This is a genomic window from Novosphingobium resinovorum (assembly GCF_001742225.1).
In the GTDB taxonomy this organism is placed as follows: Bacteria; Pseudomonadota; Alphaproteobacteria; order Sphingomonadales; family Sphingomonadaceae; genus Novosphingobium; species Novosphingobium resinovorum_A.
Map to the genome: position 1 here is coordinate 467,315 of NZ_CP017076.1, position 26,925 is coordinate 494,239.

The 26,925-nt window shown below is 65.7% G+C and carries 22 protein-coding genes; 14 read left to right on the forward strand and 8 right to left on the reverse strand.

From position 1 onward, the window contains the following. Nucleotides 1-44 precede the first annotated feature (44 nt). Together BES08_RS19680 and BES08_RS19685 are read left to right on the forward strand one after the other, a co-directional pair. Nucleotides 45-809, forward strand: a complete 765-nt coding sequence (locus BES08_RS19680; protein ID WP_008828682.1) for an SDR family NAD(P)-dependent oxidoreductase — start codon at nucleotides 45-47, stop codon at nucleotides 807-809. 83 nt (nucleotides 810-892) lie between these two features. Further along, complete coding sequence (locus tag BES08_RS19685) at nucleotides 893-1,234, forward strand: hypothetical protein (protein WP_036524981.1); 342 nt, start codon at nucleotides 893-895, stop codon at nucleotides 1,232-1,234. A gap of 4 nt (nucleotides 1,235-1,238) precedes the next feature. On the opposite strand, the gene BES08_RS19690 is transcribed toward BES08_RS19685, so the two are convergent. Both BES08_RS19690 and BES08_RS19695 read right to left on the reverse strand, forming a co-directional pair. Next, nucleotides 1,239-2,030, reverse strand: coding sequence for a ThuA domain-containing protein (locus tag BES08_RS19690; RefSeq protein ID WP_008828684.1), 792 nt, complete (start codon nucleotides 2,028-2,030; stop codon nucleotides 1,239-1,241). After that, on the reverse strand, nucleotides 2,030-3,037 hold the full coding sequence (locus BES08_RS19695) for an NADP-dependent oxidoreductase (protein WP_008828685.1): 1,008 nt from the start codon (nucleotides 3,035-3,037) through the stop codon (nucleotides 2,030-2,032). The genes BES08_RS19690 and BES08_RS19695 overlap by 1 nt, the downstream gene beginning before the upstream one ends. 149 nt (nucleotides 3,038-3,186) lie before the next feature. Here BES08_RS19695 and BES08_RS19700 point away from each other — a divergent pair, with 149 nt between their 5' ends. After that, the gene (locus tag BES08_RS19700) at nucleotides 3,187-5,679 is read left to right on the forward strand and encodes a TonB-dependent receptor (RefSeq protein WP_036524978.1); all 2,493 of its coding nucleotides are present in this window, start codon (nucleotides 3,187-3,189) and stop codon (nucleotides 5,677-5,679) included. A gap of 99 nt (nucleotides 5,680-5,778) precedes the next feature. Continuing rightward, nucleotides 5,779-6,960 (forward strand): SGNH/GDSL hydrolase family protein, encoded by a 1,182-nt coding sequence (locus BES08_RS19705; protein ID WP_008828687.1) that lies wholly within the window; start codon nucleotides 5,779-5,781, stop codon nucleotides 6,958-6,960. Nucleotides 6,961-6,982: 22 nt separating this feature from the next. Here the strand turns inward: BES08_RS19705 and BES08_RS19710 are convergent, their stop codons facing one another. Genes BES08_RS19710 through alr form a run of 3 tightly spaced genes read right to left on the reverse strand, consistent with a single transcriptional unit; the run spans nucleotide 6,983 to nucleotide 9,738 of the window. Beyond that, nucleotides 6,983-7,330: a RidA family protein gene (locus BES08_RS19710; protein ID WP_008828688.1), complete on the reverse strand. Its 348-nt coding sequence runs from the start codon at nucleotides 7,328-7,330 to the stop codon at nucleotides 6,983-6,985. Nucleotides 7,331-7,372: 42 nt separating this feature from the next. Next, nucleotides 7,373-8,623, reverse strand: a complete 1,251-nt coding sequence (locus BES08_RS19715) for a D-amino acid dehydrogenase (RefSeq protein ID WP_008828689.1) — start codon at nucleotides 8,621-8,623, stop codon at nucleotides 7,373-7,375. Further along, a complete protein-coding gene (alr, locus tag BES08_RS19720; RefSeq protein ID WP_008828690.1) occupies nucleotides 8,620-9,738 on the reverse strand; it encodes an alanine racemase in 1,119 nt (372 codons plus the stop codon). Before alr ends, BES08_RS19715 begins: the two co-directional genes overlap by 4 nt. Before the next feature lie 126 nt (nucleotides 9,739-9,864). Here alr and BES08_RS19725 point away from each other — a divergent pair, with 126 nt between their 5' ends. Next, entirely contained in the window at nucleotides 9,865-10,332 is a 468-nt protein-coding gene (locus tag BES08_RS19725) for an Lrp/AsnC family transcriptional regulator (protein ID WP_036525294.1), read from the forward strand. Between the two features lie 438 nt (nucleotides 10,333-10,770). After that, the gene (locus BES08_RS19730; protein WP_069709383.1) at nucleotides 10,771-11,994 is read left to right on the forward strand and encodes an IS256 family transposase; all 1,224 of its coding nucleotides are present in this window, start codon (nucleotides 10,771-10,773) and stop codon (nucleotides 11,992-11,994) included. 953 nt (nucleotides 11,995-12,947) lie between these two features. On the opposite strand, the gene BES08_RS19740 is transcribed toward BES08_RS19730, so the two are convergent. From BES08_RS19740 to BES08_RS19750, 3 genes are all read right to left on the reverse strand, one after another. After that, a complete protein-coding gene (locus tag BES08_RS19740) occupies nucleotides 12,948-13,979 on the reverse strand; it encodes an IS110 family RNA-guided transposase (protein ID WP_069709385.1) in 1,032 nt (343 codons plus the stop codon). A 128-nt stretch (nucleotides 13,980-14,107) separates the two neighbouring features. Continuing rightward, complete coding sequence (hutC, locus tag BES08_RS19745; protein ID WP_008833402.1) at nucleotides 14,108-14,842, reverse strand: histidine utilization transcriptional repressor HutC; 735 nt, start codon at nucleotides 14,840-14,842, stop codon at nucleotides 14,108-14,110. Nucleotides 14,843-14,844: 2 nt separating this feature from the next. Continuing rightward, nucleotides 14,845-16,224 (reverse strand): formimidoylglutamate deiminase, encoded by a 1,380-nt coding sequence (locus BES08_RS19750; protein WP_069709386.1) that lies wholly within the window; start codon nucleotides 16,222-16,224, stop codon nucleotides 14,845-14,847. 89 nt (nucleotides 16,225-16,313) lie between these two features. Here BES08_RS19750 and hutI point away from each other — a divergent pair, with 89 nt between their 5' ends. From hutI to BES08_RS19790, 8 genes are all read left to right on the forward strand, one after another. After that, nucleotides 16,314-17,510 carry an imidazolonepropionase gene (hutI, locus tag BES08_RS19755; protein WP_008829315.1) on the forward strand — a complete coding sequence of 399 codons (1,197 nt, stop codon included), beginning with the start codon at nucleotides 16,314-16,316 and terminating at the stop codon, nucleotides 17,508-17,510. Further along, nucleotides 17,507-19,036, forward strand: coding sequence for a histidine ammonia-lyase (gene hutH / locus BES08_RS19760; protein ID WP_069709387.1), 1,530 nt, complete (start codon nucleotides 17,507-17,509; stop codon nucleotides 19,034-19,036). The genes hutI and hutH overlap by 4 nt, the downstream gene beginning before the upstream one ends. Next, a complete protein-coding gene (gene hutG / locus BES08_RS19765; RefSeq protein ID WP_008829313.1) occupies nucleotides 19,033-19,845 on the forward strand; it encodes an N-formylglutamate deformylase in 813 nt (270 codons plus the stop codon). The genes hutH and hutG overlap by 4 nt, the downstream gene beginning before the upstream one ends. 1 nt (nucleotide 19,846) lies before the next feature. Then, nucleotides 19,847-21,511 (forward strand): urocanate hydratase, encoded by a 1,665-nt coding sequence (gene hutU / locus BES08_RS19770; protein ID WP_069709388.1) that lies wholly within the window; start codon nucleotides 19,847-19,849, stop codon nucleotides 21,509-21,511. Nucleotides 21,512-21,634: 123 nt separating this feature from the next. Beyond that, the gene (locus tag BES08_RS19775; RefSeq protein WP_008829311.1) at nucleotides 21,635-22,165 is read left to right on the forward strand and encodes a HutD/Ves family protein; all 531 of its coding nucleotides are present in this window, start codon (nucleotides 21,635-21,637) and stop codon (nucleotides 22,163-22,165) included. 48 nt (nucleotides 22,166-22,213) lie between these two features. Further along, nucleotides 22,214-22,843 carry an RNA polymerase sigma factor gene (locus BES08_RS19780; RefSeq protein ID WP_008829310.1) on the forward strand — a complete coding sequence of 210 codons (630 nt, stop codon included), beginning with the start codon at nucleotides 22,214-22,216 and terminating at the stop codon, nucleotides 22,841-22,843. After that, a complete protein-coding gene (locus BES08_RS19785) occupies nucleotides 22,837-23,784 on the forward strand; it encodes a FecR family protein (RefSeq protein ID WP_036530874.1) in 948 nt (315 codons plus the stop codon). The genes BES08_RS19780 and BES08_RS19785 overlap by 7 nt, the downstream gene beginning before the upstream one ends. A 99-nt stretch (nucleotides 23,785-23,883) precedes the next feature. After that, nucleotides 23,884-26,922 carry a TonB-dependent receptor gene (locus tag BES08_RS19790; protein WP_008829308.1) on the forward strand — a complete coding sequence of 1,013 codons (3,039 nt, stop codon included), beginning with the start codon at nucleotides 23,884-23,886 and terminating at the stop codon, nucleotides 26,920-26,922. Nucleotides 26,923-26,925 lie beyond the last annotated feature (3 nt).

Genomic DNA, 26,925 nt, shown 5'->3' on the forward strand with positions numbered 1-26,925 from the left:
GGGCGGCGCCGGGCACCCTTCACTTTGAAGAAGGAGTACATGAAATGGGCCGTCTCGAAGGCAAGATCACTCTGGTAACCGGCGCGGGCAACGCCCGGGGCCTCGGCGCCGCCACCGCGCAGCGCTTCGCGGAGGAAGGTGCCTTCGTCTACGTCACCGATCTCAGGCTGGAAGACGCCGAAGGCGTCGCCGCGTCGATCCGTGAGGCAGGCGGCCAGGCCGAGGCACTGGCACAGGACGTGACCAGCGAAGCCTCGTGGGATGACACCATCTCTGCGATCGAGCAGGGCCACGGGCGTCTCGACGTGCTGGTGAACAACGCAGGGATCGCCATTCTCAAGCCGCTGCAGGAACTCTCCCTCGCCGACTGGGAGAAGCAGAACAAGGTCAACCTCGACAGCGTGTTCCTCGGCACCCAGCGCGCGGTGGCGCTGATGCGCAAGGTCGGCCACGGCGGCTCGATCGTGAACCTTTCCTCGATCGGCGGGCTGGTCGGCGTGCCGATGTGCGGAGCCTACGGCGCGGCCAAGGGCGGTGTGCGCCTGTTCTCCAAGGTCGTGGCGCTGGAATGCGCTGCCGAGGGCATCCGCTGCAACTCGGTCCATCCCGGCATGATCGAGACCGCCATGCAGGACGTCGCCCGCCAGGATAACCCCGAGGGCTTCAAGGAGATTGTCTCCGGCATTCCGATGAAGCGCATGGGCAGCCCCGTCGACATCGCCAACATGAACCTGTTCCTCGCCAGCGACGAGGCGAACTACGTCACCGGTTGCGAATTCACCGTGGACGGCGGCGTGACCGCGATGTGATCGCTCCTGATCCTCCCTGTCGCGCAGCGATGGGGAGGATTGCGGCACTTGCAGTCCGCGCTGCCCCGTTCTACCGCCGCCGGATGGCCAAAGCAGACCGTCTCGAACGCCTCGACACCCGCCGCGCCGACCTCGAGGTCGATTACCGCGAGGCGCTGATCGCCGCGCTCAAGGTCTGTGCGGCAGGCAAGTGGGGCCTGTTCGACCACAATGCCGACCGCGCTGCACGCGCAGCCGTAGCTCCGACGATCGCCGAACTGACCGAACTCGCCGAAGAGATCGACACCGCGCGCGAACAGCTGTTCATGGAGCCTTTCGAACTCCACCAGGAATTCCTGCGCCAGCGCGGCCCGGTGGACTCGCAGGCCGTGGGCGAGCCCAAGCAGGCCCGCGCCTGGCTGGATCGGCTCACCGCGAACGACTGAACGCTCACGCGACCCAGCGGATCGCGTTCTCCACCAGCCGCCGGTAATTCACATCGTCGTAAGCCGATGGCCCGTCACCCGGCTGGAGGTAGACCAGCCTGCTGCGTCCCACCTCACGCGTCCAGCCGATCAGATCGCTGCCCGGCGGATGGTCCCAGTCCTCGCGGTCGTACATGCGTCCCCGGACCGCCAGTTCGGCGGAGAAGAACTGCTCGCGCGTGAAGGGAATGTCTGCCCGCAGCAAAGGTGTCACATCCTCTGCGAAGATCTCCGCAAGGTAGGTCTCGTCGGTCAACGTGAAGCGCGGTGGCAGGCCGGCCGTCACCGGGTGCTCCGCCAGAACCACCGCATCGTATGTTACGCCGTGCGCATAGCCGCTATCGAGCACCGGTCGTCCGCGCACCGTGCCCGGATGGTAGAGGAACCGCCCGCCCAGCCATTCGTGATATTCGTCCCAAGTCGGCCAGCCCGCCAGCGCGTGGTGCAGCGCGACGACGCCCTTGCCCTCCTCCAGCAACGCGCGAAAGCCGTCAGCCAGTCCCGGTGGCGGATCAAGATGCAGCGGCGCTCCCACCTCTACCTCGAAATCGAGGCCCGGCATATCGTAGAGCACCAGCGCATCGAAGCCGCGCATCCCGTCAGTGTTCATAAGCTTGGCCGCTGCGGGCTGGTCCACCATCGTCGCGCTGATACCCTCCATCGACTGGAACAGCGCATCAAAGGCAGTACGATCGAACGGATGCCCGCGTACGGCGACCAGGCACTGGATCGGAGCGCGATGACGGATCGTCGGCATCAGAGCTTCACGACCACCTTGCCGATGTTCTTGCCGGTCAGCATCCGTTCGTAAGCGGTGAGGACATTCTCCAGCCCGGCGGTCTCGTCGAAGCGCACCGCCAGTTTCCCGGCATCGAGCCATTCGCGCAGTTGCGGCATGAATTCGGCGCCGCGATGGAGGAAGTCGGGGATGAAGAAGCCCTCGATCCGCAGGCGCCGCATCAGCACCTGATCGAACTTCGCCGGTCCCGGCATCGGCGCATCGGTGTCGTAGCCCGCGACCATTCCGCACACTGCGACGCGCCCGTAATGCGCCATGTTGCCGAGCACCGCGTCGAGGATCGGCCCGCCCACGTTGTCGAAGAAGGCGTTCACCCCGCCCGGCACTTCGGCCAATCGCGCGTCGACGTCCTCATTGCGGTAGTCGATCGCCATGTCGACACCGACCTCTTCGGTCAGGTAGCGGCACTTGTCCGCCCCGCCCGCAATACCGACGACTTTCGCCCCGAGGTTCCGGCCGACCTGACAGGCGAGGCTTCCCGTAGCTCCGGCCGCCGCCGAGACGACCAGCCACTCACCCGGCTTCACCGACGCGACTTCCTTGACGCCGACATAGGCCGTCCAGGCATTCATGCCGAGCGCGCCGAAATGCTGGCGCGGATCGGCGACCGTCTCGTCCACCACTTCCAGCCCGGTCAGCGCCGGGACCACGGTGGCGACGTCCGCCCACTGCCCGAAGCCGCGCACCAGCGCGCCGACCGGATAGCCCGCGTCCGCACTCTCGATCACGCGGCCGAGCACGAGGCCGACCATCTTCGATCCCAGCGGCAGCGGCGGCTGATAGCCGTCGGTGCGCGGGCTCATCCACATGCGCGTGCCCGCGTCCATCGAAAGCCACTCGGTGGCAATACGCACTTCGCCATCGGCCAGCGGCGCGCAGTCTTCTTCCTGCAAGCTCAGGAAACGGGCGAAATCGGTATTTCCTTCGGGGTGGCGATCCAGTCGCCAGAAACGGCAGCGCGTCAATTCAGGTCTCCTCTGCCCGACCCTCGCGCGCAGCCCCGCCGAGGCCACCTGTCCAAACTGATAGGGCTATCCGTTTGCACAGGACGCCCCCCAACCGCGACGGGTCTAACCAGCAGCCAAGAACGATTACAAAACGGGAGGTTTCTGAAATGCGAGTCCCCAAATCCGTCCTGCTCGTCTCCACGGCGCTGACGATGGTGGCGTCTCCGGCCATGGCCCAGGATACGTCTGCAGAGGCACCGGCTGCCGCTCCTCAGGATGACGCGGCCCAGCAGAAGGGCGGCCTCAACGAGATCATCGTCACCGCGCGCAAGCGGCAGGAATCCGTGCAGGACGTGCCCGTTGCCGTCACCGCCATCTCCGCCGAGCAGATCGCCACGCGCGATGTCACCAGCGTCGAGAAGATCACCGCGATCGCCCCGCAGTTCAGCGTCGGCCGCGCCTCGAACGGTTCGGGCGCGCAGCTCACCTTGCGCGGCATCGGTTCGTCCTCGACCTCGATCGGCATCGAGCAGTCGGTCGCGGTCGTCGTCGATGGCGCCTATTATGGGCAGGGCCGCGTCATCAACGAAGGCTTCTTCGACCTCGCCCGCGTCGAGGTCCTGAAAGGCCCGCAGGCGCTGTTCTTCGGCAAGAATGCGACGGCAGGCGTGATCTCGATCACCACTGCCGACCCGACCGACAAGTTCGAGGGCATGGTCAAGGGCGGCTACGAGATCAAGAGCCAGCAGTACCGCCTGGAAGGCTACCTTTCCGGCCCGATCAGCGACACCCTCGGCTTCCGTCTGGCCGCGCGCTATACCAAGATGGACGGCGGCTATTATCGCAACGTCGCCGATCCCATCAACTACACCGAGATCGACTCCGCCAGCATCCTCGCAGGCGGCACCGGCGATGCGACCACCCATGTCGCCCAGCCTGCCGCACGCAAGGCGCCGGGCGAAGAGGAATTCCTCACCCGCGCCACCCTGAAGTGGGAACCGACCGACCGCTTCACCGCCACCCTCAAGGGCAGCTTCGACCAGAGCACGGTCAACAACTCCTCGTGGAACTACGTGGCCTACCGGTGCGGCGACGGCGATACCTCGCAGCTCAACGGCTATGCCTGCGGCAAGGACTTCGTCACCCACCAGAACAACATGCCCGCCGACATCGCCGCGACCTATCCCTACGCGAAGAAGGACGGCTCGCTCTACAACAAGTACCGTTCGGCGGGCGGCACGCTTAACCTGACGTACGATGCGGACCAGCTGCAGCTGTCTTCCGTCACCAACTACCAGTGGAACAACAACCGCTGGGCTTGCGCCTGCGACTTCCAGTCGGGCGGCAGCGAGAACGGCATCGGCCCGACCTGGGCGACCGAGAACTCCTCGTGGAAGGCGTTCAGCCAGGAACTGCGCGCGCTGACCCAGTTCGACGGGCCGTTCAACATGATGGTCGGCATGCTCTACCAGAAGACGCGGCGTGACTTCGACCAGTTCGTGCTGACTGGCGGCGTCTCCAATTCGGATGCGCCCGAGGGCTACGAATACGTCACCACCGCGAAGAGCAGCTTCACCAAGGGCGAGACGATGGCCGTCTTCGGCCAGATGACCTACAAGATCCTGCCCGACCTCGAACTCGCGGGCGGCGTGCGCTACACTGACGAGACGAAGAACAGCTTCTTCACGCAGCCTTACAACAACCCGCTGGTCCTCGGCATCTTCCGCGATCAGAACGACCCCGACGGCCTTGGCGTCGTGACCGCGCGCCAGCACTTCACCAACTGGTCGCCGGAAGCCACGCTGACCTGGAAGCCGACGCCCGACCTCATGGTCTACGGCGCCTACAAGACCGCCTACAAGTCCGGCGGCTTCTCCAACGGCGGCATCAACTCGAAGTTCTCGAGCGATCCCACCGCCGACCTCACCTTCGATCCGGAGAAGGCGGAAGGCTTCGAAATTGGCTTCAAGTCCACCCTGCTCGATCGCCAGCTGCGCTTCAACGTCACGGCGTTCACCTACAAGTACCGCAACCTGCAGGTGGACTTCTTCAACTCGCCGATCTTCGCATTCCAGACCCTTACCGCCGACGCGCGCACCAAGGGCATCGAGGCCGAGTTCGAGTTCGCGCCCAACGGCATCGCCGGGCTCGATATCCATGGCTCGATCAACTACGACAAGGCGACCTACACCGACTTCCCGCTGGCACCGTGCTATGCAGGCCAGACCCCGGCGGAAGGCTGCAACCTGTCGGGCAACAGCCGCCAGAGCCTGACCGGCGCACCGCTTTCGGTGGCCCCGCGCTGGACCGGCAACCTCGGCATCGGCTACGAAGTCTCGATCGGATCGGCCAACAAGCTGGGCTTCAACGTCGATAGCAAGTACTCGGCCAGCTATCTCGCTTCCGGCTTCGGCAACCCGCTGTCGCGCCAGAGCAAGTACGTGACGCTCGATGCCGGCGTGCGCTTCGGCGCCGAGGACGACAACTGGCAGATCGCCCTGATCGGCAAGAACCTGACCAACCGTTTTTACGTCACCGGCGTGGTCGATGGCCCCTCGACCGGCGGCGGCACCGGCACTGCGGCGGGCGTGAAGGCCGACCAGCTGGGCTTCGGCACCCTGCCTCGTACGGTCATGGTGGAAGTGACCAAGCGGTTCTGAACCAGGCGAGCGAGGTGGCGCAGCCACCTCGCTCATCCACTTGCAATGCGATGAAACAGGACTGGACAAGCGGCGCACCGGTCCGACAAGAGAGGCGGCATGAAGACCGCGACGTTTCTGGCCGCCCTCTGCGGCGCTACCCTGATTTCCACCCCTGCCCATGCAGCCCCGAAGTGGGCGGGCGCATGGGGCTATGCCCCCGCCGACAGCGGCGCGAACGAACCCGAGCAGCCCGCCGGGACCTATCGCTACCGCGTGCGGCTGACGCAGGCGGGCGACGCGATGCAGCTCACTTTCAGCAATGCCGAAGGTGACAAGCCGCTCGCCATAGGCGCGGTGACGATCGCCAGCCCTTCCGGGCCGGTGGGCACGGAAATCGGGACCAACCCGGTGCATCCGATCCGGTTCTCCGGGCTCCCCGCCGTGGCACTGTCCAAAGGCGGGACGGTGATCAGCGACCCGATCCTCGCGCCGTTCCACAATGCGCAGGACGTGATCGTCAGCGTAACGTTCTCCACCCCGTCGCGGCCCGGGCGCACCAATCTCGGCATGGAGATGGCCTTCGCGCCCGCGACGCCGGGGGCGACCTTCACCCCGATCAAGGTACGGCCCTATCTCTCGCTGGTATCGGTGCGTTCTGCGCAGACACCCTGCACCGTGGTCGCATTCGGGGATTCGATCACCGACGGGTTTCTCGGCCTGTCACCCCAGACGCGCGGATGGCCGGGGCGCCTGGCCGAGCGCCTCGCCGCCCTTCCCGCCGTCCAGCGCTGCGGTGTCGTCAACATGGGGATCAGCGGCAACCGGGTGCTGAAAGCGGGCCGCGCGACGTCCGCACTCGACCGCTTCTGGCGCGACGTGGCGAGCGTGCCGAACGTCACTCACGTGATCTTCCTCGAAGGCATCAACGACATCGGCGCAGGGACGGAAACCGGCCCCGATGCGGTGACGGCGGAGCAGTTGCTCTACGGCTACCGCCAATTCGTCGAGCGTGCGCATGCACTGGGGATCAAGGTGATCGGCGGCACGATGACGCCCGCTCTGCGCGCCGGGTACATGTCGCCGGTGAAGGAGCGGGTGCGCCAGTCGGTCAACGCCGCGATCCGCAGCGGCAAGGTCTTCGACGGGATCGTGGATTTCGAGGCTGCGGTACGCAACCCCGCCGCGCCCGCCGACCTGCGGCCCGAATTCGATCCGGGCGACCACCTCCACCCCAACGACGCCGGGCTGAAGGCGATGGGCGACGCCATCGATCTCGCCACGCTGAGGCGCCTGCCCTGACAGGCGCTCATGCGCGGCGCGGTTACGCCTTGGCGGCGATCATGATGATCTCGACCTTGTAGCCGGGCTCGAACAGCTTCGCCTCGCCGGTCGCGCGGGCGGGTGCGGGGTGCCCGGCGATCCATGCGTCCCAGGCCGCGTTCATTTCCGCGAAGTCGGCCATGTCGGCGAGCCAGATCGTGGCCGAGAGCAAGTGGTCGCGGTCGCTACCGGTCCGGGCGAGCAAGGCATCGATCTCGGCGAGCGCAACGCGGGTCTGCTCGGCGACGCTCTCACCCGGATTGCCGATCTGGCCGGCGAGGTAGATGGTGTCGCCATGGACCACCGCTTCGCTCATGCGAGTGCCCTGATCGATGCGGGTTATGGTCATGCGTGGTCGTTCCCTGTCGGTCTATGTCGGTTTATGTGCCGCTCAGTAGCGACTGATGGCGAGATCGGAAGCCTCTATCGCGGGACGACGACCGCCGATGAGGTCGGTGATGACATGCGCCGAACCGCAGGCCATCGTCCAGCCCAGCGTGCCGTGTCCAGTGTTGAGGAACAGGTTGGAAACGCGCGTCGGTCCGATCACCGGGGTGCTGTCAGGCGTCATCGGGCGCAGTCCGCACCAGAAGCTCGCCGCCTCCAGATCGCCGCCGCCGGGGAACAGCGAGCCCGCCGAATGCTCCAGCGTGGCGCGCCGCTCGGGCGGCAGGTCGCGAGAAAATCCCGAGATTTCCGCCATTCCGCCGACACGGATACGATCTCCGAGGCGGGTGATCGCAACCTTGTAGCTCTCGTCCAGCAGGGTCGAGACCGGTGCCCGCGCCTCATCGACGATCGGCACCGTCAGCGAATAGCCCTTGACCGGATAGACCGGCAGACGAATGCTCAGCGGCGCCACCAACTGGGGCGAGAAACTGCCCATCGCGACAAGGAACACGTCGGCGGAGACGCTGCCCTTGTCCGTCTCCACCCGGACGATCCGGCCACCCTCCTCGATCAGCCGCTGGATGTTGATTCCATTGCGGAATTCGACGCCCTTCGCTGCCGCCATCGCCGCCAGCGCATTGGTGAACTTGAAGCAATCGCCCGTCTCGTCGTTCGGCAGCCGCAGCCCTCCCACGATCGGCGCCGTGCTGGCCGCAAGACCCGGCTCGGCGGCAATGCAGCCTGCGCGGTCGAGCACCTCGAAAGGCACGCCATCAGCTTGCAGCACGGCGATGTCCTTGCCGATGCCGTCGAGCTGCTTCTGCTCGCGGAAGAGCTGCAAGGTGCCCCGGCTGCGCTCGTCGTAGCGGATGCCGGTTTCCCCGCGCAGCGCGATCAGGCAGTCGCGGCTGAATTCGGCGAGGCGCACCATGCGGCTCTTGTTGATCGCGTAGTCGCGCGCGTTGCAGTTGCCCAGCATGGCGACGAGCCAGCGCAGCATGGCCATGTCGGCATGGGGCCGCAGGATCAGCGGCGCATGCTTCATCATCAGCCACTTGACCGCCTTCATCGGAATGCCAGGAGCAGCCCAAGGCGAGGCATAGCCCGGCGAAATCTCCCCGGCATTGGCGAAGCTGGTCTCCAGCGCGGGGCCATCCTGCCGGTCGATCACGGTGACTTCATGGCCCGCCTTGGCCAGATACCATGCCGAGGTGACGCCGATAACGCCGCTGCCGAGAATGGCGATCTTCATGCGATGGTGCTCCGGTCGAGGGCGGGCGCACGAACCGGAAGATAATCCCGGTCGTAGCGGCGGCTGAGCTGGGTCAGGATTTCGTAGGAGATGGTCCCGGCATCGGCCGCGACCTGGTCTAAGCTCTGGTTCGGGCCGATCAGTTCGACTGGAGCGCCGGGATACAAATGCCCGGCAGGCACGTCGGTGACGTCGAGCGTGATGCTGTCCATCGAGACCCGCCCGACGATCGGTGCCCGCACTCCGGCGACGTAGGCCGCGCCCCGATTGCCGAGGCAGCGCGGCCAGCCGTCGGCATAGCCGACTGGGATCGTCGCGATCCGCGTCTCTCGTGCGGCATGGAATGTCAGGCCGTAGCCGACACCGGTTCCCGCAGGGATCGTACGCAACTGCGCGATCGGCGCCTCCAGCCCTACGACCGGCTGCATCGGGTTCGGCCCGGTCCCGGGATTGCCGCCGTAAAGGGCGATACCTGCGCGCACGAGGTCGAAATGCCCGCGTCGATGGAACGTTCCCCCGCTGTTGTCGAGCGCCCGAGGCACCTGCGGGAACCGCGCGGCGATGGTGTTGAAAAGCGCTTCCTGCGCCGCATTCGCCGGATCTTCCGGATCGTCGGCGCAGGCCAGATGACTGATCAGGAAGCGCAGTTCGATACCGTCGAGCAAAGCCGGCGTGGCGATCAGGTGCTCCACCTCCTCGGGCGGCAGGCCCATGCGCGACATGCCCGTGTCGATCTGAAGGACCGCAGGCAATGCCAGGCCACTCTGACGCGCCTGCGCCGACCAGCGCGAGACCTGGTCCAGCGAATTGAGCACCGGGATCGCGCCAAGCCCGGCACACCGCGGTTCCAGTCCGGGAAGAAGGCCGTTGAGGACGTAGACTTCGGCCCCGCTCTCCAGTTGCGGCATCAGCGCTTCCGCCTCGCTGAACAGGGCGACGAAGAGATGGCGGCAACCTTCGGCCATCAGCGTGCGCGCGACCGTCACCGCGCCGAGGCCATAGCCGTCCGCCTTGACCACCCCGCCCGTCTGCGCAGGCACGACGCGGTCGCGGATCAGGCGGTAGTTGGCGGCCAGAGCCTCCAGGTCGATGGTCAGGCGTGCAGCGGTGATCACGAAGCCCCCTTGGCGATCCGATTAATGCATCGTATCGCATAACGAAGCGAATAGGCTGCCGAATGTATGTATATTGTGCCACATTATGTGGCCTTGCACACGATAATGCGGACAAATCACAAGATCATGCCAGTGACCTCCGACCCCGTGGATCGCGCGATCATCCGCCTGTTGCGTCTCGACGGCAGGCGGCCCAATTCCGAGATCGCCGAGGAAGTCGGCCTTTCGCCGTCCGCGTGCCTGCGCCGTATCCGCCTGCTCGAGGACCGCGGCGTCATTCGCGGCTACACCGTGCTCACCGGGCCGGAAGACGATGACGAGCGCGGGGTCGATATCGTCGTGCAGGTCACGCTGGACCGCCAGACCGAGGATTACCTGTCGCGTTTCGAAAACGCGGTGCGGCAGTGTCCCGAAGTGCGCGAATGCTTCCTGATGACGGGCAACGTCGATTACTGGCTGCGGCTGCGCACGGAAAGCGTTGCCGCCTATGAGGCGATCCACGGGGAGGTCCTGTCGCGACTTCCGGGCGTCACCCGCATCAACTCCAGCTTCGCGATGCGCGACGCCATGCGTCCGCGGCGCGCGCGAAAATAGCGCTCCTTCCCGATCGATCGTCCACCATGGCCTTTCTCACAAGGTGACAGGGTTTACACGGTTTACACCGTCCAGAGAAAACGTGTCACCTTGTGTCAGAAAATGTCACCTTGAAGGGGGCAAGGTGACACCTTTGGCGCGCGATGTGTCACCTTGCGAAGACGATGTGTAGCCTTGCAGTGTAACCTTTTGCGGATAGAGATGGACGAGCCGGTCATAGCCCGCAAGGTATCGGACAGCGATGTTTGTAGGAAAGCGGACTTTCCGGAAGCGCCCCATAGCAGTCATGCGTCACCTTCAATCAAGTTCAGATCACACTTGCTGCAACGCTTCGGAGGCCACAGTACGCTGATAAAACCGTGACGAATGAAGAGTGATCTCGGGACTGTCAGGAATTCCGTGTGTGAGCGGGCATAATGGGTAAGAAGGAGACCCTGTATGCCTCGACGCAAGGAGCCGGCGATCCCGGCTGATTTACTCGATCAACTCTTGGCCGGCAGCGATGCGGCCAGTGCGCTCCAGCAGGGCGGCCTGCTGGATTCATTGAAGAAGGCGCTGGCCGAACGGGCGCTCAACGCCGAGATGGATTACCACCTTGGCGATGCCTCGCAGGTCGGGAACAGCCGCAATGGCTATGGCCGCAAGACGGTGGTGACGGACACCGGCAAGATCGAGATCGAGGTGCCGCGCGATCGTCAGGCCAGCTTTGATCCGCAACTGATCGCCAAGTACCAGCGCCGGTTTCCGGGCTTCGACGACAAGATCGTCTCGATGTATGCGCGCGGCATGAGCACACGGGAGATCGTCGGGCACTTGCGCGATCTGTACGGTATCGACGTCTCGCCGGACCTGATCTCGACGGTGACCGACGCCGTGCTCGAAGAGGTCGCCGCCTGGCAGGCCCGACCGCTCGATCCGGCCTATCCGCTGGTTTTCTTCGACGCGATCCGGGTCAAGATCCGTGACGAAGGTCTGGTCCGCAACAAGGCTATCCACATCGCGCTAGGCGTGCGTGCCGATGGCGGCAAGGTCGTCCTGGGCCTGTGGATCGAGCAGAACGAGGGCGCCAAATTCTGGCTGCGGGTGATGAACGAGCTGAGGAACCGCGGTGTTGAGGACATCATGCTGGCCGTCGTAGACGGCCTGAAGGGCTTTCCAGAGGCCATCACCGCCGTGTTCCCAGAGACGATCGTCCAGACCTGCATCGTCCACCTGCTGCGCAACTCGATGGACTTCGTGTCGTGGAAGGACCGCAAGGCGCTCGCTGGTGCACTGAAGACCGTCTACCGCGCCACCGATGCCATCGCTGCCGAGGAGGCCCTGACAGCCTTCGAGGCCGGCGAATGGGGTCGGCGCTATCCTGCGATCGGCCAGAGCTGGCGCCGTGCATGGGCCGAGGTTATCCCGTTCTTTGCCTTCCCCGACGAGGTCCGCCGCATCGTTTATACGACAAACGCCATCGAGGCGTTGAATGCCCAGCTTCGACGGGCGGTCAGGGCCAGGGGGCACTTTCCCAGCGACGATTCAGCGACCAAGCTGCTCTATCTGATCTTGAACCGATCCGAGAAAGAGTGGAAAATGCCGCCACGTGAGTGGTCCATGGCCAAGGCCCAGTTCGCCGTGCTGTTCGGAGAACGCTTCATCAAGGCCATGGCAGCGTAATGTTCAACCGCCCGCCCACACACGGAATTCCTGACAGTCCCGTGATCTCCCGCAATTCGGGCAGGCGATCATGAATGATCTCACACCCCCGACGACGAACCATAGCAGCCCAAAGGCGAATTCGATCCACATAACCAAGTCGGATGGAACGCCGAGGTTCGTTAAAGCCGATGGCAAAACCCACATGATCACAAACAGGGCAACGATCAGGTAAAGCATGAACACACATGCTTTGACGTAGGGACTGCGCTTACGATCCTGTATCATTCATAAACCATATGTCGCGCCATGGCTGCTTTCCACCCCTTTCGGTCCTTTAGGGGCCGGGGGCCGCGCTCCATTCCCGCTTGTCCGTTTCCGCCCGCCCGCGAAGAAAGGCTGCCTGACCGCCCGCGCCCCTGTGTGGACGAGCCCGTTCGTGACCACGATAGCCGCAAGGGCCTGTGTCAGGCCGTCATAGTCGATTGGCTTTCCGACCAAGAATAATTGAGGCGAGGAAGTAGCTGCCAACAAAGACTCCTAGTGTAGCAAGGATGCGCCATGAGAGCCCGTAGCGAAAGCATTCAAGAGCTAAAATAAATGTGGACCCGGCGAGAGGGATGCCCATCTTCAAAATTTTCGACTTCTCGATGGCCATTCGATTAGCCCCATAGCGAAAGAACGAGGAACGCTAGCAATCCTTCGGTCCGCTACCCATCTGTGGACGCCCGCACGAACGCAAGCGGTATTCGGGAGAATAGGCACGTAGTCGGATGCTGCCATCTGTCCGGCCTCTGATGCAGCACCGGAGGCTGCGGGCCCGTATGGGAGTTCGCGGACTGGAACCACTTCACCCTAAGCGTGCATGTGGCACGGTGGTTAGCACTGGTTCTTCCAGCCCCGTCTCGCCGACTGTTGTGCCATACCCTCCTTCGACCGACTACGTCCTCCGACGACCCCTGGTCCGCTGTGGCTTACGCCGCAGTTGCGACCGGAACTCTGTAATCCTCTTCGCTCATGAGCAACGCCCAGATGATCCGCGCAGTCTTGTTGGCAAGCGCGACGGTCACCAACATGCGCGGCTTCCTGGCCAGCATCTGTTCGAGCCATGATCCTGCCGGAGCGCCTCGTTTGCTCGCCTGTAGCACGACAGCGCTGCTACCGATGATGAGTAGCCGCCTGAGTGTTCGCTCGCCCATCTTCGTGATCGAGCCCAGCTTCTGTTTGCCTCCCGTCGACAATTGCCGAGGTGCGAGACCGAGCCAGGCGGCAAAGTCGCGCCCCTTTGCAAAGGTCTCGGCCGGCGGGGCCAGCGCCGCGATAGCGGTGGCCGTGATCGGGCCCACGCCAGGGATCGTCATGAGCTGTCGCGCGATCGCATCCTCGCGTGCTCGCCGTGCGATCTCTTTGTCGAGATCACCGATCCTGTCGTTCAGTTCCTCCAAAAGATCTAGCATCGTGCGAAACATCGCCTTGGCTGCCTCAGGAAGCGAAGAGCCAATCTCGTCTTCGAGCAGGTCACCAAGCATCGCAACGTGCGACGGCCCCTTTGGCGCCACCCAGCCATACTCAGTGAGGTGCCCTCGGATCGCATTGATCAGTTGCGTACGCTGACGCACCAGCAAATCGCGGGTCCGGAACACCAGCCCGGATGCCTGTTGCTCTTCGCTTTTGATCGCCACAAACCGCATGTTTGGCCGCTGTGCCGCCTCGCAGATCGCCTCGGCATCTATCGCATCATTTTTATGCCGCTTCACGAACGGCTTCACGTAAGTTGGCGCAATGAGCTTCACGTCATGCCCTAGCCCCGTGAGTTCGCGGCCCCAGTGATGCGCGCCTCCGCAAGCCTCGAGCGCCACCGTGCACCGCGGATGCTGGGCAAAGAATTCCAGCAGCTTGGTGCGGCTGATTTTGCGACTGAACAACGCTCGCCCACGCGCATCCGCACCATGCGCATGGAAAACATTCTTGGCGATATCCAAACCGATTGTGGTAACTTCCGACACGGACGCCTCCTCAAGTGGTGTTCAACACCTCCACTATGGCACATCGATGCCGTCGGGGGGCGTCCACCCCATCACCCAAATCCGCCGTCACCCTGAACTTTATCCGGACAGGTCCGCTCCCCATCCATTCAAACTTTCATACCTTCCCGCGGCATACCGCCGAATGGCGCCACCGGGCCGAAGCGCGCCACCATGTCGTAGGCATCGCCGAGGAACAGCTGGCGCACGTAAGTAATCCGCTCCGAGCCGCGCCACGTCCGGCGCTCGACGCACAGACACGGCGTTCCGACCGCCACGCCCAGCCATTCCGCTTCCTCGACTTGCGCGCCGACGGCCGAGATGCGCGTCTCCGCCTCGGTCCAGGGCACGTGCCGCAGGAGCCACGTCCCCGGAGGAACCGCGTCGAGGTCGGCGCCAACGATCTCCGGCACGGCCAGAGCGCTTACCAGGCGGAACTCCACGCCAAGCGGCGCGCCATCGACGAGGTGCAGGCCATCGATGTGGACCAGTTCCCCGCCGCCCGCGAGCAGCACTTCCTCCTCGTCATCGCCCGCTGCCCGGACCCGGCGGCGGATGGGCTGGAAAGCATAGTCCTGCCCGCGCTCGCGCACTTGCGCGGCGATGTCGGGCACGTCGAGCACCATTGAATGGACCTTCGGACGCGCCACGAACGTCCCCGCCCGCTTGCGCCGGTCGATCAGCCCCGCCGCGACGAGCGCCGAGAGCGCCTTGTTCACGGTCATGCGCGAGCAGCCGTATTCCTGCATCAGCTCCTGCTCGATCGGCAGGCGGTCACCGGGAGCCAGTTCGCCGCCGAGGATGCGGCCCTCGAAATCCGATCGAATGCGTTCGTGAAGGGGCATTCTCACGCGATCAGTGTCTCCAGTACCTTGGCATAGTCGCGGACCACCCGGTCGCGGACATGGTGGCGCCCTTCGCTCACCAGCTTGTCGCCATGGCGCCACACGCAGTCAATGGCCGAGCGCCCGGAGGCGAAGACGAAGCTGTCGGTTATCGCATCGCCCGCCCGGTGCACCATCGCCGGATGATCGAGGTTCAGGCTGACGATGTCGGCAGGCAGGCCGACCGCGATGCCGCCCTCGACGCCCAATGCCGCCGCCCCGCCCGTCAGCGCGCCTGCGTAAAGATCCGCGCCGGTGGAGCGGCCGCTTTCCCGGGCCATTACGTTGCGCGCGCGGCGCGTCAGGCGCTGGCCGTATTCGAGCAGGCGCAGTTCCTCGGCCGCGTCGATCAGCACGTTGGAATCGCTGCCGATGCCATAGCGGCCACCCGCCTGCAGGAACGCTTCCACCGGGAACAGCCCGTCTCCGAGGTTCGCCTCGGTGATCGGGCATAGCCCTGCCACCGCACCGCTACGCGCCGCGGCAACGGTTTCGCTTTCCGTCATGTGCGTGGCATGGACGAGGCACCAGCGCGCGTCCACTTCGGCATTGTTCAGCAGCCATTCGACTGGGCGCCGACCGCTCCATGCGAGGCAGTCGTCCACTTCTTTCACCTGCTCGGCGATGTGGATGTGGACCGGTCGGGCTTTCGCCAGCGGTTCGAGATCGCGCAGCTGATCGGGCGAAACGGCGCGCAGGGAATGCGGCGCCACACCGACCACGGCATCAGGCAGCGCGCGAGCATGGGCCTGAGCGCCTTCGAACAATCGTGCGTAGCGGTCCAGATCGTTGACGAAGCGCGCCTGCGTAGGGGCTGGCGGCTGCGCGCCGAACCCGGCGTAGCTGTAGAGCACCGGCAGCAGCGTCATGCCGATGCCGGTGTCCCCGGCCGCCGCCAGCACCGCCGCGCTCATCTGCGCGACGTCGGCGAAGGCGCCGCCCTCGCGGTCGTGGTGGAGGTAATGGAACTCGCCGACGCGGGTGAAGCCGCCTTCCAGCATCTCGACATAGGCCATCGCGGCGATGGCGCGCACGTCGTCCGGGGTCATGCGCTGGACGAAGCGGTACATGATCTCGCGCCAGGTCCAGAAGCTGTCGTTCGCAGGGCCGCGCTGCTCGGCAAGGCCCGCCATGCCGCGCTGGAAGGCATGGCTGTGCAGGTTGGGCATTCCGGGCAGCGCGCAAGGGTGGCGCTCGTCTCCAGGCGAGGGTTCCGCACCTGCATCGACAGCGGCGATCCGCCCCTGCTCCAGCGTAACGCGGACATTCCGCGCCCAGCCTTCGGGCAGCAGACAATGCTCGAAAAACAATGACCTGTGCCGCCCATCCGACCTTGCCGACATGAATCTGCTCCTTGCTTCGATTTTTTGTCTATACATTAATTTCGAACGGTGCAATCACAATGGGCGAGGCAAACGAGGGCCACGGAATCATGCTGTACGACACCGTCTGGAAAGGCGCCCGGCTCGCCACTATGGCAGGTGAAGGCATGGGCGCGGTGGACCATGGCGTGATCGCGGCAAAGGACGGCATGATCGCTTACGCCGGGCCTGCTGCGGAGGCTCCGGCCCTCCATGCGAAGCGGATCGTCGACTGCAAAGGCCGCTGGATCACCCCGGGCCTGATCGACTGCCACACCCACCTGATCCACGGCGGTGACCGCGCGGCCGAGTTCGAGATGCGCCTGGGCGGCGCCTCCTACGAGGAGATCGCGCGGGCCGGGGGCGGTATCGTCTCCACCATGCGCGCCACCCGGGCCGCGAGCGAGGACGAACTCGTCGCCGCCGCCCTGCCCCGCCTCGATGCGCTGATCGCGGAAGGCGCGACCACGGTGGAGGTCAAGTCCGGCTACGGCCTCGACCGCGACAGCGAGATCCGCATGCTGCGCGCCGCCCGCCGTCTGGGTGAAGAACGCGCGGTGTCCATCGCCACCACTTTCCTCGGCGCGCATGCCCTGCCGCCCGAGTTCGCGGACGACGCGGACGGCTACATCGCCCTGCTCTGCGACGAAGTGCTGCCCGAGGTCGCCGCGCTCGGCCTTGCCGATGCGGTGGACGCCTTCTGCGAGAGCATCGGCTTCACCCCGGCGCAGACGGAGCGCATGTTCGCCGCCGCCGCGCGCCACGTCCTACCGGTGAAGCTTCATGCCGAGCAGCTTTCCAACCTCCACGGCGCGGCGCTGGCGGCGCGGCACGGGGCGTTGTCCGCCGATCACCTCGAACATCTCGACGAGGCCGGGATCGCCGCCATGGCCGCATCAGGCACCGTCGCCACCTTGCTGCCGGGCGCGTACTATTTCGTGCGCGAGACTAAGCTGCCGCCGGTCGCGGGCCTGCGCTCCGCCGGGGTGCCCATCGCACTGGCGACCGACTGCAACCCCGGCACGTCGCCGCTCACCTCGCTGCTGCTGACGATGAACATGGGCGCGACGCTGTTCCGCCTCACCGTGCCTGAATGCCTTGCAGGCGTCACTCGCAATGCCGCGCGCGCCCTCGGGCTTGCGGATCGCGGCACGCTGGAGGCGGGCAAGCGCTGCGATCTCGCCATCTGGGACGTCGAACGTCCCGCGCAGCTGGTTTATCGCATGGGGTTCAATCCGCTCCATGCCCGCATCTGGAGTGGTCAATGAATCCTGTCCTGCTCACACCTGGTAGTGTCCCGCTGGCGGACTGGCGCGCGGTCTATCGCGGCGCCGCCGTCACGCTCGACCCGGCCTGCGCGCCGCGCGTGGCGGAAAGCGCCGCCGCCGTTGCGCGCATTCTGGCGAAGGGCGCGCCGGTCTACGGCATCAACACCGGCTTCGGTAAGCTCGCCAGCGTGCGGATCGGGGACGAGGACCTCGCGACGCTCCAGCGCAACATCGTGCTGAGCCACGCAGCGGGCACGGGTGCGCCTTCGCCGGTGCCGGTGATCCGGCTGATGATGGCGCTGAAGCTCGCCAGCCTGGCGCAAGGCGCATCGGGCGTGCGCCCCGAGACGGTGGCGCTGCTGGAGGCGATGCTGGTCAAGGGGCTGACCCCGGTGGTGCCATGCCAGGGCTCGGTCGGTGCGAGCGGAGACCTTGCCCCCCTTTCCCACATGACCGCGACGATGATCGGCGTGGGCGAGATCTTCTACGAAGGCGAACGCCTGCCCGCCGCCGAGGCGCTGCACAGAGCGGCACTCACCAGCACTCAACTGGGGCCTAAAGAGGGCCTGGCGCTGCTCAACGGCACCCAGTTCTCGACCGCCAACGCACTGGCCGGGCTGTTCGAGGCCGAACTGCTGTTCCGCTCCGCGCTCGTCACCGGCGCGCTCTCGACCGAGGCGGCCAAGGGCTCCGACACCCCGTTCGACCCGCGCATCCACACGCTAAGGCGTCATCGGGGTCAAATCGAGGTCGCCGATGCCCTGCGCGGCCTGATGACCGGCAGCGCCATTCGCGCCAGCCATCTGGAGAACGATGCGCGCGTGCAGGATCCCTACTGCCTGCGCTGCCAGCCGCAGGTCATGGGCGCCGCGCTCGACATTCTGCGCCAGGCCGCGACCACGCTGGAGATCGAGGCCAACGGCGTTTCCGACAACCCGCTGATCTTCCCGGAGACCGACGAGGCGCTTTCGGGCGGCAACTTCCATGCCGAGCCGGTCGCCTTCGCCGCCGACATGATCGCCATGGCCATCTGCGAGATCGGCTCGATCGCCGAGCGCCGCATCGCCATGCTGGTGGACCCCGCGTTGTCCGGCCTGCCCGCCTTCCTGACGCCGCGCCCCGGCCTCAATTCGGGGTTCATGATCCCGCAGGTGACCGCTGCCGCGCTCGTCAGCGAGAACAAGCAGCGCGCCTATCCGGCCAGCGTGGACTCGATCCCGACCTCGGCCAATCAGGAAGACCACGTCTCGATGGCCGCCCACGGCGCGCGCCGCCTGCTCGACATGGCCGACAACGCGACGGGGGTACTGGGCATCGAACTGCTCGCCGCCGCGCAAGGGGTGGATTTCCATGCCCCACTCGCGTCCAGCGCTACGCTCGAATCTGCCCGCGCGACCCTGCGTGACAAGGTGCCGACGCTGGAGGACGACCGCCATTTCCACCCCGACATGGAGGCGGCCAACCTGCTGATCCGTTCGGGCGCGCTGCTTGCCTCCGCAGGTGACAGCCTCCCCGGTGTAGCGTGAGCGACTGGCTCAAGATCACTGAAGGCGACGCCCCCCTCATCGTCGCCTTCCCCCACGTCGGCACCCAGCTTGCCGACGTGGGACACCTCTTCGCGTCCGAGTGGCTGGCGCGGCGCGATGCCGACTGGTGGGTGGACGAACTCTACGCCTTTGCCGCCGATCTTGGCGCAACCCTTGTCAGCACGTGCATCTCGCGCAGCGTGATCGACCTCAACCGCGATCCTTCGGGCGCCTCGCTCTATCCGGGGCAGGCGACGACCGAACTGTGCCCGACCACGACCTTCGACGGCGAGCCGCTCTATTCAGGCGAAGCGCCCGGCGAGGCCGAGATCGCCCGCCGCCGCGCGCTCTGGTTCGATCCGTACCATGCCGCGCTGCAGGCCCAGATCGACCGACTGCGCGCCGTCCATGACCGCGTGGTGCTCTACGACGCACACTCGATCCGCAGCCATGTGCCGCGCCTGTTCGACGGCGAACTGCCGCAGTTCAACATCGGCACCAACGGCGGCAAGACCTGCGATCCCGCGCTGGCGGCCGCCGTCGAAGGCATCTGCGCCCAATCGGGCGAGAGCCACGTCTTCAACGGCCGCTTCCGGGGCGGCTGGACCACCCGGCATTACGGCCAGCCCGACAATGGCGTCCACGCCATCCAGATGGAACTCGCCATTCGCGGCTACATGGACGAACCCGAGATGCTCGGCGAGGCCAACTGGCCCCCCGCCTTCGATCCGGCGCGCGCCGCCGCGATCACCGAGACGCTTTCCCAGATCATGAAGGCTGCCCGCGCCTTCGCTCTTCAGGAATCCTGACATGACCCGTATCGACAATACCCGCGTCATCAAGCCCGCCACCGGCACGCAGCTTTCCGCGAAAAGCTGGCTAACCGAAGCGCCTTTGCGCATGCTGATGAACAACCTCCACCCGGACGTCGCCGAACGTCCGGAGGAGCTGGTGGTCTACGGCGGCATCGGCCGCGCCGCGCGCGACTGGGAGAGCTACGACCGGATCGTCGAGACGCTCCAGCGCCTTGATGACAACGAAACGCTGCTGGTGCAATCGGGCAAGCCGGTCGGCGTGTTCCGCACCCATGCCGATGCGCCGCGCGTGCTGATCGCCAACTCCAACCTCGTGCCGCACTGGGCGAACTGGGAGCATTTCAACGAACTCGATAAGCGCGGCCTTGCCATGTACGGGCAGATGACCGCCGGTTCGTGGATCTACATCGGCACGCAGGGCATCGTTCAGGGCACGTACGAGACGTTTGTGGAGATGGGCCGCCAGCACCATGGCGGCGACCTTTCGGGCAAATGGCTGCTGACGGCGGGCCTTGGCGGCATGGGCGGCGCGCAGCCGCTCGCAGCCGTCATGGCGGGCGCATCGTGCCTTGCCATCGAGTGCCAGCCCAGCCGGATCGAGATGCGCCTGCGCACCGGCTATCTCGACAAGTCCGCCGCCACCATCGAAGAGGCCATGGCCATCATCGAGCAGGCGAAGGCGAACGGAAAGCCCGTCTCGGTCGGCCTGCTGGGCAATGCCGCCGAGCTGCTGCCCGAAATCTACGCGCGCGGCATTCGCCCCGACCTGCTGACCGACCAGACCAGCGCCCACGATCCGATCAACGGCTACCTCCCCGCAGGCTGGACCGTCGCCGAATGGATGGAGCGCCGCGAGCGCGAACCCGAAGCGGTCGCCAAGGCCGCCAAGGCGTCGATGGCGCAGCATGTGCGCGCGATGCTCGATTTCCAGGCGGCCGGGGTTCCCACCACCGACTACGGCAATAACATCCGCCAGGTCGCGCTGGACGAGGGTGTGGCGAACGCCTTTGACTTCCCCGGCTTCGTTCCCGCCTATATCCGTCCGCTGTTCTGCCAGGGCGTCGGACCGTTCCGCTGGGCGGCGCTTTCGGGCGATCCGGAGGATATCTACAAGACCGACGCCAAGGTGAAGGAACTGCTGCCGGACAACGTGCACCTGCACAACTGGCTCGACATGGCGCGCGAGAAAATCCACTTCCAGGGCCTTCCGGCGCGCATCTGCTGGGTGGGTCTCGGTGATCGCCACCGCCTCGGCCTTGCCTTCAACGAGATGGTCGCGAAGGGCGAGCTGAAGGCCCCGGTCGTGATCGGCCGCGACCACCTCGACAGTGGCTCGGTCGCCTCGCCCAACCGTGAGACCGAGGCGATGCAGGACGGCTCGGACGCGGTTTCGGACTGGCCGCTGCTCAACGCCCTGCTCAACACCGCCAGCGGCGCGACATGGGTGTCGCTGCACCACGGCGGCGGCGTCGGCATGGGCTTCTCGCAGCATTCGGGCATGGTGATCGTGGCCGACGGCACGCCCGAGGCGGCGGCGCGGCTTGAGCGCGTGCTGTGGAACGACCCGGCCACCGGCGTCATGCGCCACGCCGATGCGGGCTACGAGATCGCGCGGGACTGCGCGGCGGAGAAGGGGCTGGACCTGCCGGGCATCCCGTAATCCTCTCCCCTGCTCGTCATTGCGAGCGTAGCGACGCAATCCAGGGCCGCGCAAACCGCCCTGGATTGCGTCGTCGGCTTCGCCTCCTCGCAATGACGAATGTATTTTCGTGAGTATCCGCCCATGGCCATCACCCGCATCATCCGCGCCGCCGACTGCCCGGAGGTTCCATGGAAGAACGGCGGCGGCACCACGCGCGAGATCGCCGTCTGCCCGCCCGGCGCGGGGATGGGCGATTTCCTGTGGCGGCTCAGCATGGCGCGCGTCGAACAGGCCGGACCGTTCTCGTCATTCGAGGGCATCGACCGAACGCTGGCGGTGCTCGAAGGCACCTTGCATTTATCCGGAGCCGTCGACGCAGTACTCGACCCCGTCAGCGCGCCCTTCCCTTTCGACGGCGCTGCGAGCGTCGAGGGCGTCCCGCTGGGCGGGGCAGTGCTCGACCTCAACGCCATGGTCCGGCGCGGCACTTACAATTGCGAGATGCAGCGCCTGCCCCCCGACGCAATGGTCACCCCCGCAGGCACGACGTTCCTCCTCGCACTTGAAGCGCAAACACTCGACGACACCGATCTCGGCTATCTCGACTGTGCCCGGATCGATGCTCCGGTCACCACCGCAGGCCCAGTGTTGCTGGTCCGCTTCCTCTCCTGAAAAAATCTGCGCCCGCGCGGAAGGAATTTTCCGCGCCGTGTCTCTTTCATGGCAAACGGGAAATCCGAATGCCTGAGGGAGGGTGCCACGCCAGGGGAGGCAGACAAGGAACTTGCGCGGCGACGCGGGACGGCCCTCTGGGTCGCGCGCGAGATCGTGCCCCATGAGGCGCGGGTCCGCCGCTGGCTGGCCCGGTCGCGCCTCTCGCCGGAGGACGTGGACGAGGTTATGCAGGAAGCCTACTGCCGGATCGCGATGCTGCCCTCGGTCGACCACATCGACCGGCCGCTGGCCTACATGTTCTCGATCACCCGCAACCTGTTGCTGCGCCGTCTCAAGCGCCAGCAGGTCGTGGTGCTGGAGGCCGTGAGCGAGATCGAGACATGGCAGGACGAAACCCCCTCGCCCGAGGAACAGGCCGCGAGCCGCATCAGCTACGAGCGGGTCCTGGCCATCATCGGCCGCCTGCCGGAACGCTGCCGCCGCGTGGTGGAACTGCGCAAGATCGAAGGCTGGTCCCAGAAGGAAATCGCCGCCCATCTCGGCATGACCGAGAAGGCGGTGGAGAAGCAGGTCTGGACCGGCGTGCGCGCCGTCCGCGACGCCTGGACGCAGGCCGAGGCGCAGAGCGAGAACCGCATGCTCGGCGCCGATCGCCGGGGGGCGCGGTCATGGTGACGCTCGCAGGCGATCAGGCTCGCGACGAGGCGGCGCGGTTCGTGGCGCGCATGGACGCCGACGGCTGGACCGAGGCCGACGAGAGCGAACTTCAGGCATGGCTGGCCGAAGACCCGCTGCGTCAGGGCCTGCTGCTGCAGGTACAGGCACAGTGGCTGGCGCTGACCCCCGAGGTCGAGGCACCGGCTGTCCCGGTCGAGGAGGAAGAGCCCGCGCCCTCGGGCTGGGGTCGTCGCGGCGTGCTGGCGGGGCTGGCTGCATCGGCTGCGCTCGCCTTCGTCGGGCTGCGCTGGAGCCAAAGCCCGGCAGCTTATACGACGAAGCTCGGCGAGATCCGGCGCCTGCCGCTGCCGGACGGCTCGGTGATGACGATGAATTCGGGCAGCGAACTGACCGTCAGCATGGCGACCAAGCTGCGCGAGGTGCAGCTTGCACAGGGTGAGGCATGGTTCGAGGTCGCCAAGGACGCGCAGCGCCCCTTCGTCGTCGCCGCCGGGAACGTCCGCGTGCGCGCCGTGGGAACGGCCTTCTCGGTGCGGCGGCGTGAAACCGGGGTGGAGATCCTCGTCACCGAGGGCATCGTGGAAACCTGGGCGGACGGCGACCAGAGCCTGCGCATGAAGTTGGAGGCCGGGGACCGCGCGATGCTAAGCGCCCATGCGGTGATCGACTACGAGACCGGCATTTCCTCTTCCGTCGACCGGGCGCTGGCATGGCGCGGCGGCATGATCGATCTCAACGGGCGCACGCTCTATGACGCGGCAGACGAGTTCAACCGCTACAACCAGCGCCAGATCATCATCGCCGACCCGCGCGTCGCCCGCGAGGAGTTCGACGGCCTGTTCCGCGTCAACGACCCTGAAGGCTTCGCCGAAGCGGTGAAGGCCAGCCTCGGCGTGTCGCTCGACACCAGCAATCCGAACCTCATTCGGATCGAATGATAAATTTTTTTGAGATGACGAGAAGGAATATCCGCTCCGGAGACTCTTAAAGAGCACAGGTGAAAAGAAACCTGACGGATCGGGACATTGGGAGGGATAATGAATACTTCGGACATTCGGAGTGCCTTGTTCGCATCATCTGCGATCATGTGCATAGTAGCCTCGCCGGTTCAGGCGGCAGCGCAGACGCGGCAGTTCGCGATCGAGGCGCAGCCTGCCGAAACCGCGATCAGCCAGCTTGGCCGACAGGGCGACATCCAGATCATCGCGGCGCGCCGCCTGACGCATGCCGTACGCACCAATGCCGTGCGCGGCGAGATGAGCGTGGACGATGCACTGAACCGCCTGCTGGCGGGGACCGGTCTCACCGCCCGCCGCACCGGGCCGGGTTCTTATGCCATCGTCGCCCGCGCCACGCCTCCGATGTCGCCGCGCACCCTGACGCAGACCAGCCTGACCTCGGCCCCGAGCGTACAGGCACCCGTCGCCGCCGCACAGGCCGCATCCCCGGCGGCAGAGGCCGCGGCGGCGGATGAGGAACCGGCTGCGAACTCCGAAATCCTCGTCACCGGCTTTCGCGGCAGCCTCGCCAAGGCGCAGGACCTGAAGCGCCGCGCGGTGAACCTCACCGAGAGCATCATGGCCGAGGACATGGCCAAGATGCCCGACCTCAACCTCTCGGAATCGATCCAGCGCCTGCCCGGCGTCGCGATCTCCCGCGAAGGGGGTGAAGGCCGCAACATCACCCTGCGCGGCTTTTCGCCCGACTTCACACGCACGACGCTGAATGGCATGGAAGTGCCTGCCAGCAGCGACGGCCTCGATTCCGGCGGCTTCACCATCAATGCCGGCCGCGCTTTCGACTTCCACGTCTTCGCGTCCGAACTGTTCAACCGCATCGACGTGCAGAAGACCCAGCGCGCCTCGATCGAAGAAGGCGGCATCGCCGGTACCGTCGATCTCTATTCGGCCAAGCCCTTCGACTTCAAGGGCTTCCATGTCGTCGGATCGGCGCAGGGCGGGTACAACACGATGACGCGCAAGGTCGATCCGCGCGCCACCGTGATGATTTCCGACACCTTCGCCGACGACAAGATCGGCGTGCTGTTCTCCGCCGCCTATTCCAAGCGCACGGTCTATCAGGAAGGCTTCTCCAGCGTGCGCTGGACTTCGCCTTACGTGAACGGCGACAGCTGGGCGGACACCAACCCGACCGTCACCGGCACGCCCGAGGATTGCGGCGCCGCCGACCGCCTCGACTGCCTGTGGGCGCCGCGCCTGCCGCGTGCGGACTTCTTCGGTAACGACCAGAAGCGCCTCGGCCTGACCGGCTCGATCCAGGCCAAGCCTATCGACGGACTGACGCTCAGTCTGGACGCGCTCTATTCGCAGCTCGACAACGACCGCTACAGCTACAACTCGATGGAGTGGCTGCTGACCCACGGCACCCCGGGCAACTTCGTCGGCCAGACCCCGCTGTCGTTCACCGTAGCGCCTGACGGCAAGCAGCTGGTCGCCGCCGCCTTCGACGACGTGACATCGTGGTACGAAAGCCGCCACCAGACCTCGACCTCCAAGTTCCGCCAGTTCGTGTTCTCGGGCGATTACGAAGTGACGAGCAACCTCAAGATCGACGCCATGGTCGGCAAGGCGCGCGACACCGCCGACCGCACCGAGCTGCGCTTCTACGCCCGCTCGGTGCCGCACTACTATGCCTACGACTATTCGGGCAGCAAGGACGTGGCCAAAGTCGATTACGGTGATTACGACCCGAACGATGCCACCAACTTCATCAACGCGACGACCCCCGCCAACCGCCTGAACAACGTCGTGAAGGACAACTTCACGGCCAAGACCAACGCCACCTTCACCAAGGGCCGCTTCACCGCGCAGGCGGGCTTCGCCTACAACCGCCGCCTCGTGCGTTATTCAGAGGCTCAGGGCGAGCTGCCCACCTTCGATCCGTCCAGCTACATGACCGCCTTCCCGTACAGCCACTTCGGCAGCGGCGTGGTTTCCGGGGGCCTGCCGACGTTCGCGGTGATGGACTTCGACGCGATCGGATCGTCGGGCCTTTTCTCGGGCAACTACACCACCAATGTCGCGGCGGGCTGGGAAGTGGTTGAAAAGACCACCGGCGGCTACGGCGAAGTGACGGGCGAGATCGACATCGGTTCGATGACCCTGCGCCTCGACGGCGGCGCGCGCTGGGTGCGGACGGACGTGGAATCGAGCGCGGTGATCTCCGGATCGCCGGTCGACGTGAAGCGGCATTACGACAACTTCCTGCCCTCGTTCAACGCGGCGCTGAACATCACGCCCGACCTCGTTGCGCGCTTCGCCTATGCCCGCTCGATGACGCGGCCGGGCCTCGCCTCGCTCAACATCGCCGCGCCCGTGTTCGAGTACACCACGCGCACGGTGAGCAACCTCGGCAATCCCGCGCTCAAGCCCTACCTGTCGAACGACTTCGACCTCGGCTTCGAGTGGTACTTCAGCAAGGGCGGCCTGTTCTCGGTAGGCGTGTTCAAGAAGAACATCATCAGCTCGCTGACGACCTCGGTGGTGCAGCAGTCGGTCCCGCAGGAATACTGGGCCGCGATCTACGCCGATCCGCGCTACGACGCTTCGTACCAGGCGGACCCGGCGACCGCGCAGTACACATTCTACAGCACCGTGAACTCATCGGACGGGAACAGCGTGAAGGGGCTGGAGGCGACGCTCAACGTGCCGTTCACCTTCCTGCCGGGTGCGCTTTCGTACTTCGGCATCGCATCGAACTACACCCATGTCTCTGCCCGCGATTCCACGGGGTTGTCGCCCAACTCCTACAATTTCACGGCCTATTATGACACCGGTGACCTTGGCCTTCGCCTCTCGATCAACAAGCGCGACGACTATCTGCTGAGCCAACCGGGCGGCAACGGCCACGTGCAGGAACGCAAGTACGGGCCGACGCAAGTGGACTTCTCGGCCTACTACAACCTGACCAAGCAGATCAGCGTCAACCTCCAGGGGATCAACATCACTAACGAACGGGAGCGCATCTACGGCACCGGCGACGGAACTCAGTATCTGGTGCGCGAATTCTCCAAGACCGGCGCGCAGTGGTTCGTGGGCGCCCGCTACCAGTTCTGATAC

Bases quoted from the DNA above. Each gene is read 5' to 3' on its own strand.
- BES08_RS19680 (WP_008828682.1), top strand. From the start codon at position 45: ATGGGCCGTCTCGAAGGCAAGATCACTCTGGTAACCGGCGCGGGCAAC.
- BES08_RS19685 (WP_036524981.1), top strand. From the start codon at position 893: ATGGCCAAAGCAGACCGTCTCGAACGCCTCGACACCCGCCGCGCCGAC.
- BES08_RS19690 (WP_008828684.1), bottom strand. From the start codon at position 2,030: ATGCCGACGATCCGTCATCGCGCTCCGATCCAGTGCCTGGTCGCCGTA.
- BES08_RS19700 (WP_036524978.1), top strand. From the start codon at position 3,187: ATGCGAGTCCCCAAATCCGTCCTGCTCGTCTCCACGGCGCTGACGATG.
- BES08_RS19705 (WP_008828687.1), top strand. From the start codon at position 5,779: ATGAAGACCGCGACGTTTCTGGCCGCCCTCTGCGGCGCTACCCTGATT.
- BES08_RS19710 (WP_008828688.1), bottom strand. From the start codon at position 7,330: ATGACCATAACCCGCATCGATCAGGGCACTCGCATGAGCGAAGCGGTG.
- BES08_RS19715 (WP_008828689.1), bottom strand. From the start codon at position 8,623: ATGAAGATCGCCATTCTCGGCAGCGGCGTTATCGGCGTCACCTCGGCA.
- BES08_RS19725 (WP_036525294.1), top strand. From the start codon at position 9,865: ATGCCAGTGACCTCCGACCCCGTGGATCGCGCGATCATCCGCCTGTTG.
- BES08_RS19730 (WP_069709383.1), top strand. From the start codon at position 10,771: ATGCCTCGACGCAAGGAGCCGGCGATCCCGGCTGATTTACTCGATCAA.
- hutC (WP_008833402.1), bottom strand. From the start codon at position 14,842: ATGCCCCTTCACGAACGCATTCGATCGGATTTCGAGGGCCGCATCCTC.
- BES08_RS19750 (WP_069709386.1), bottom strand. From the start codon at position 16,224: ATGTCGGCAAGGTCGGATGGGCGGCACAGGTCATTGTTTTTCGAGCAT.
- hutI (WP_008829315.1), top strand. From the start codon at position 16,314: ATGCTGTACGACACCGTCTGGAAAGGCGCCCGGCTCGCCACTATGGCA.
- hutH (WP_069709387.1), top strand. From the start codon at position 17,507: ATGAATCCTGTCCTGCTCACACCTGGTAGTGTCCCGCTGGCGGACTGG.
- hutU (WP_069709388.1), top strand. From the start codon at position 19,847: ATGACCCGTATCGACAATACCCGCGTCATCAAGCCCGCCACCGGCACG.
- BES08_RS19775 (WP_008829311.1), top strand. From the start codon at position 21,635: ATGGCCATCACCCGCATCATCCGCGCCGCCGACTGCCCGGAGGTTCCA.
- BES08_RS19780 (WP_008829310.1), top strand. From the start codon at position 22,214: ATGGCAAACGGGAAATCCGAATGCCTGAGGGAGGGTGCCACGCCAGGG.
- BES08_RS19785 (WP_036530874.1), top strand. From the start codon at position 22,837: ATGGTGACGCTCGCAGGCGATCAGGCTCGCGACGAGGCGGCGCGGTTC.
- BES08_RS19790 (WP_008829308.1), top strand. From the start codon at position 23,884: ATGAATACTTCGGACATTCGGAGTGCCTTGTTCGCATCATCTGCGATC.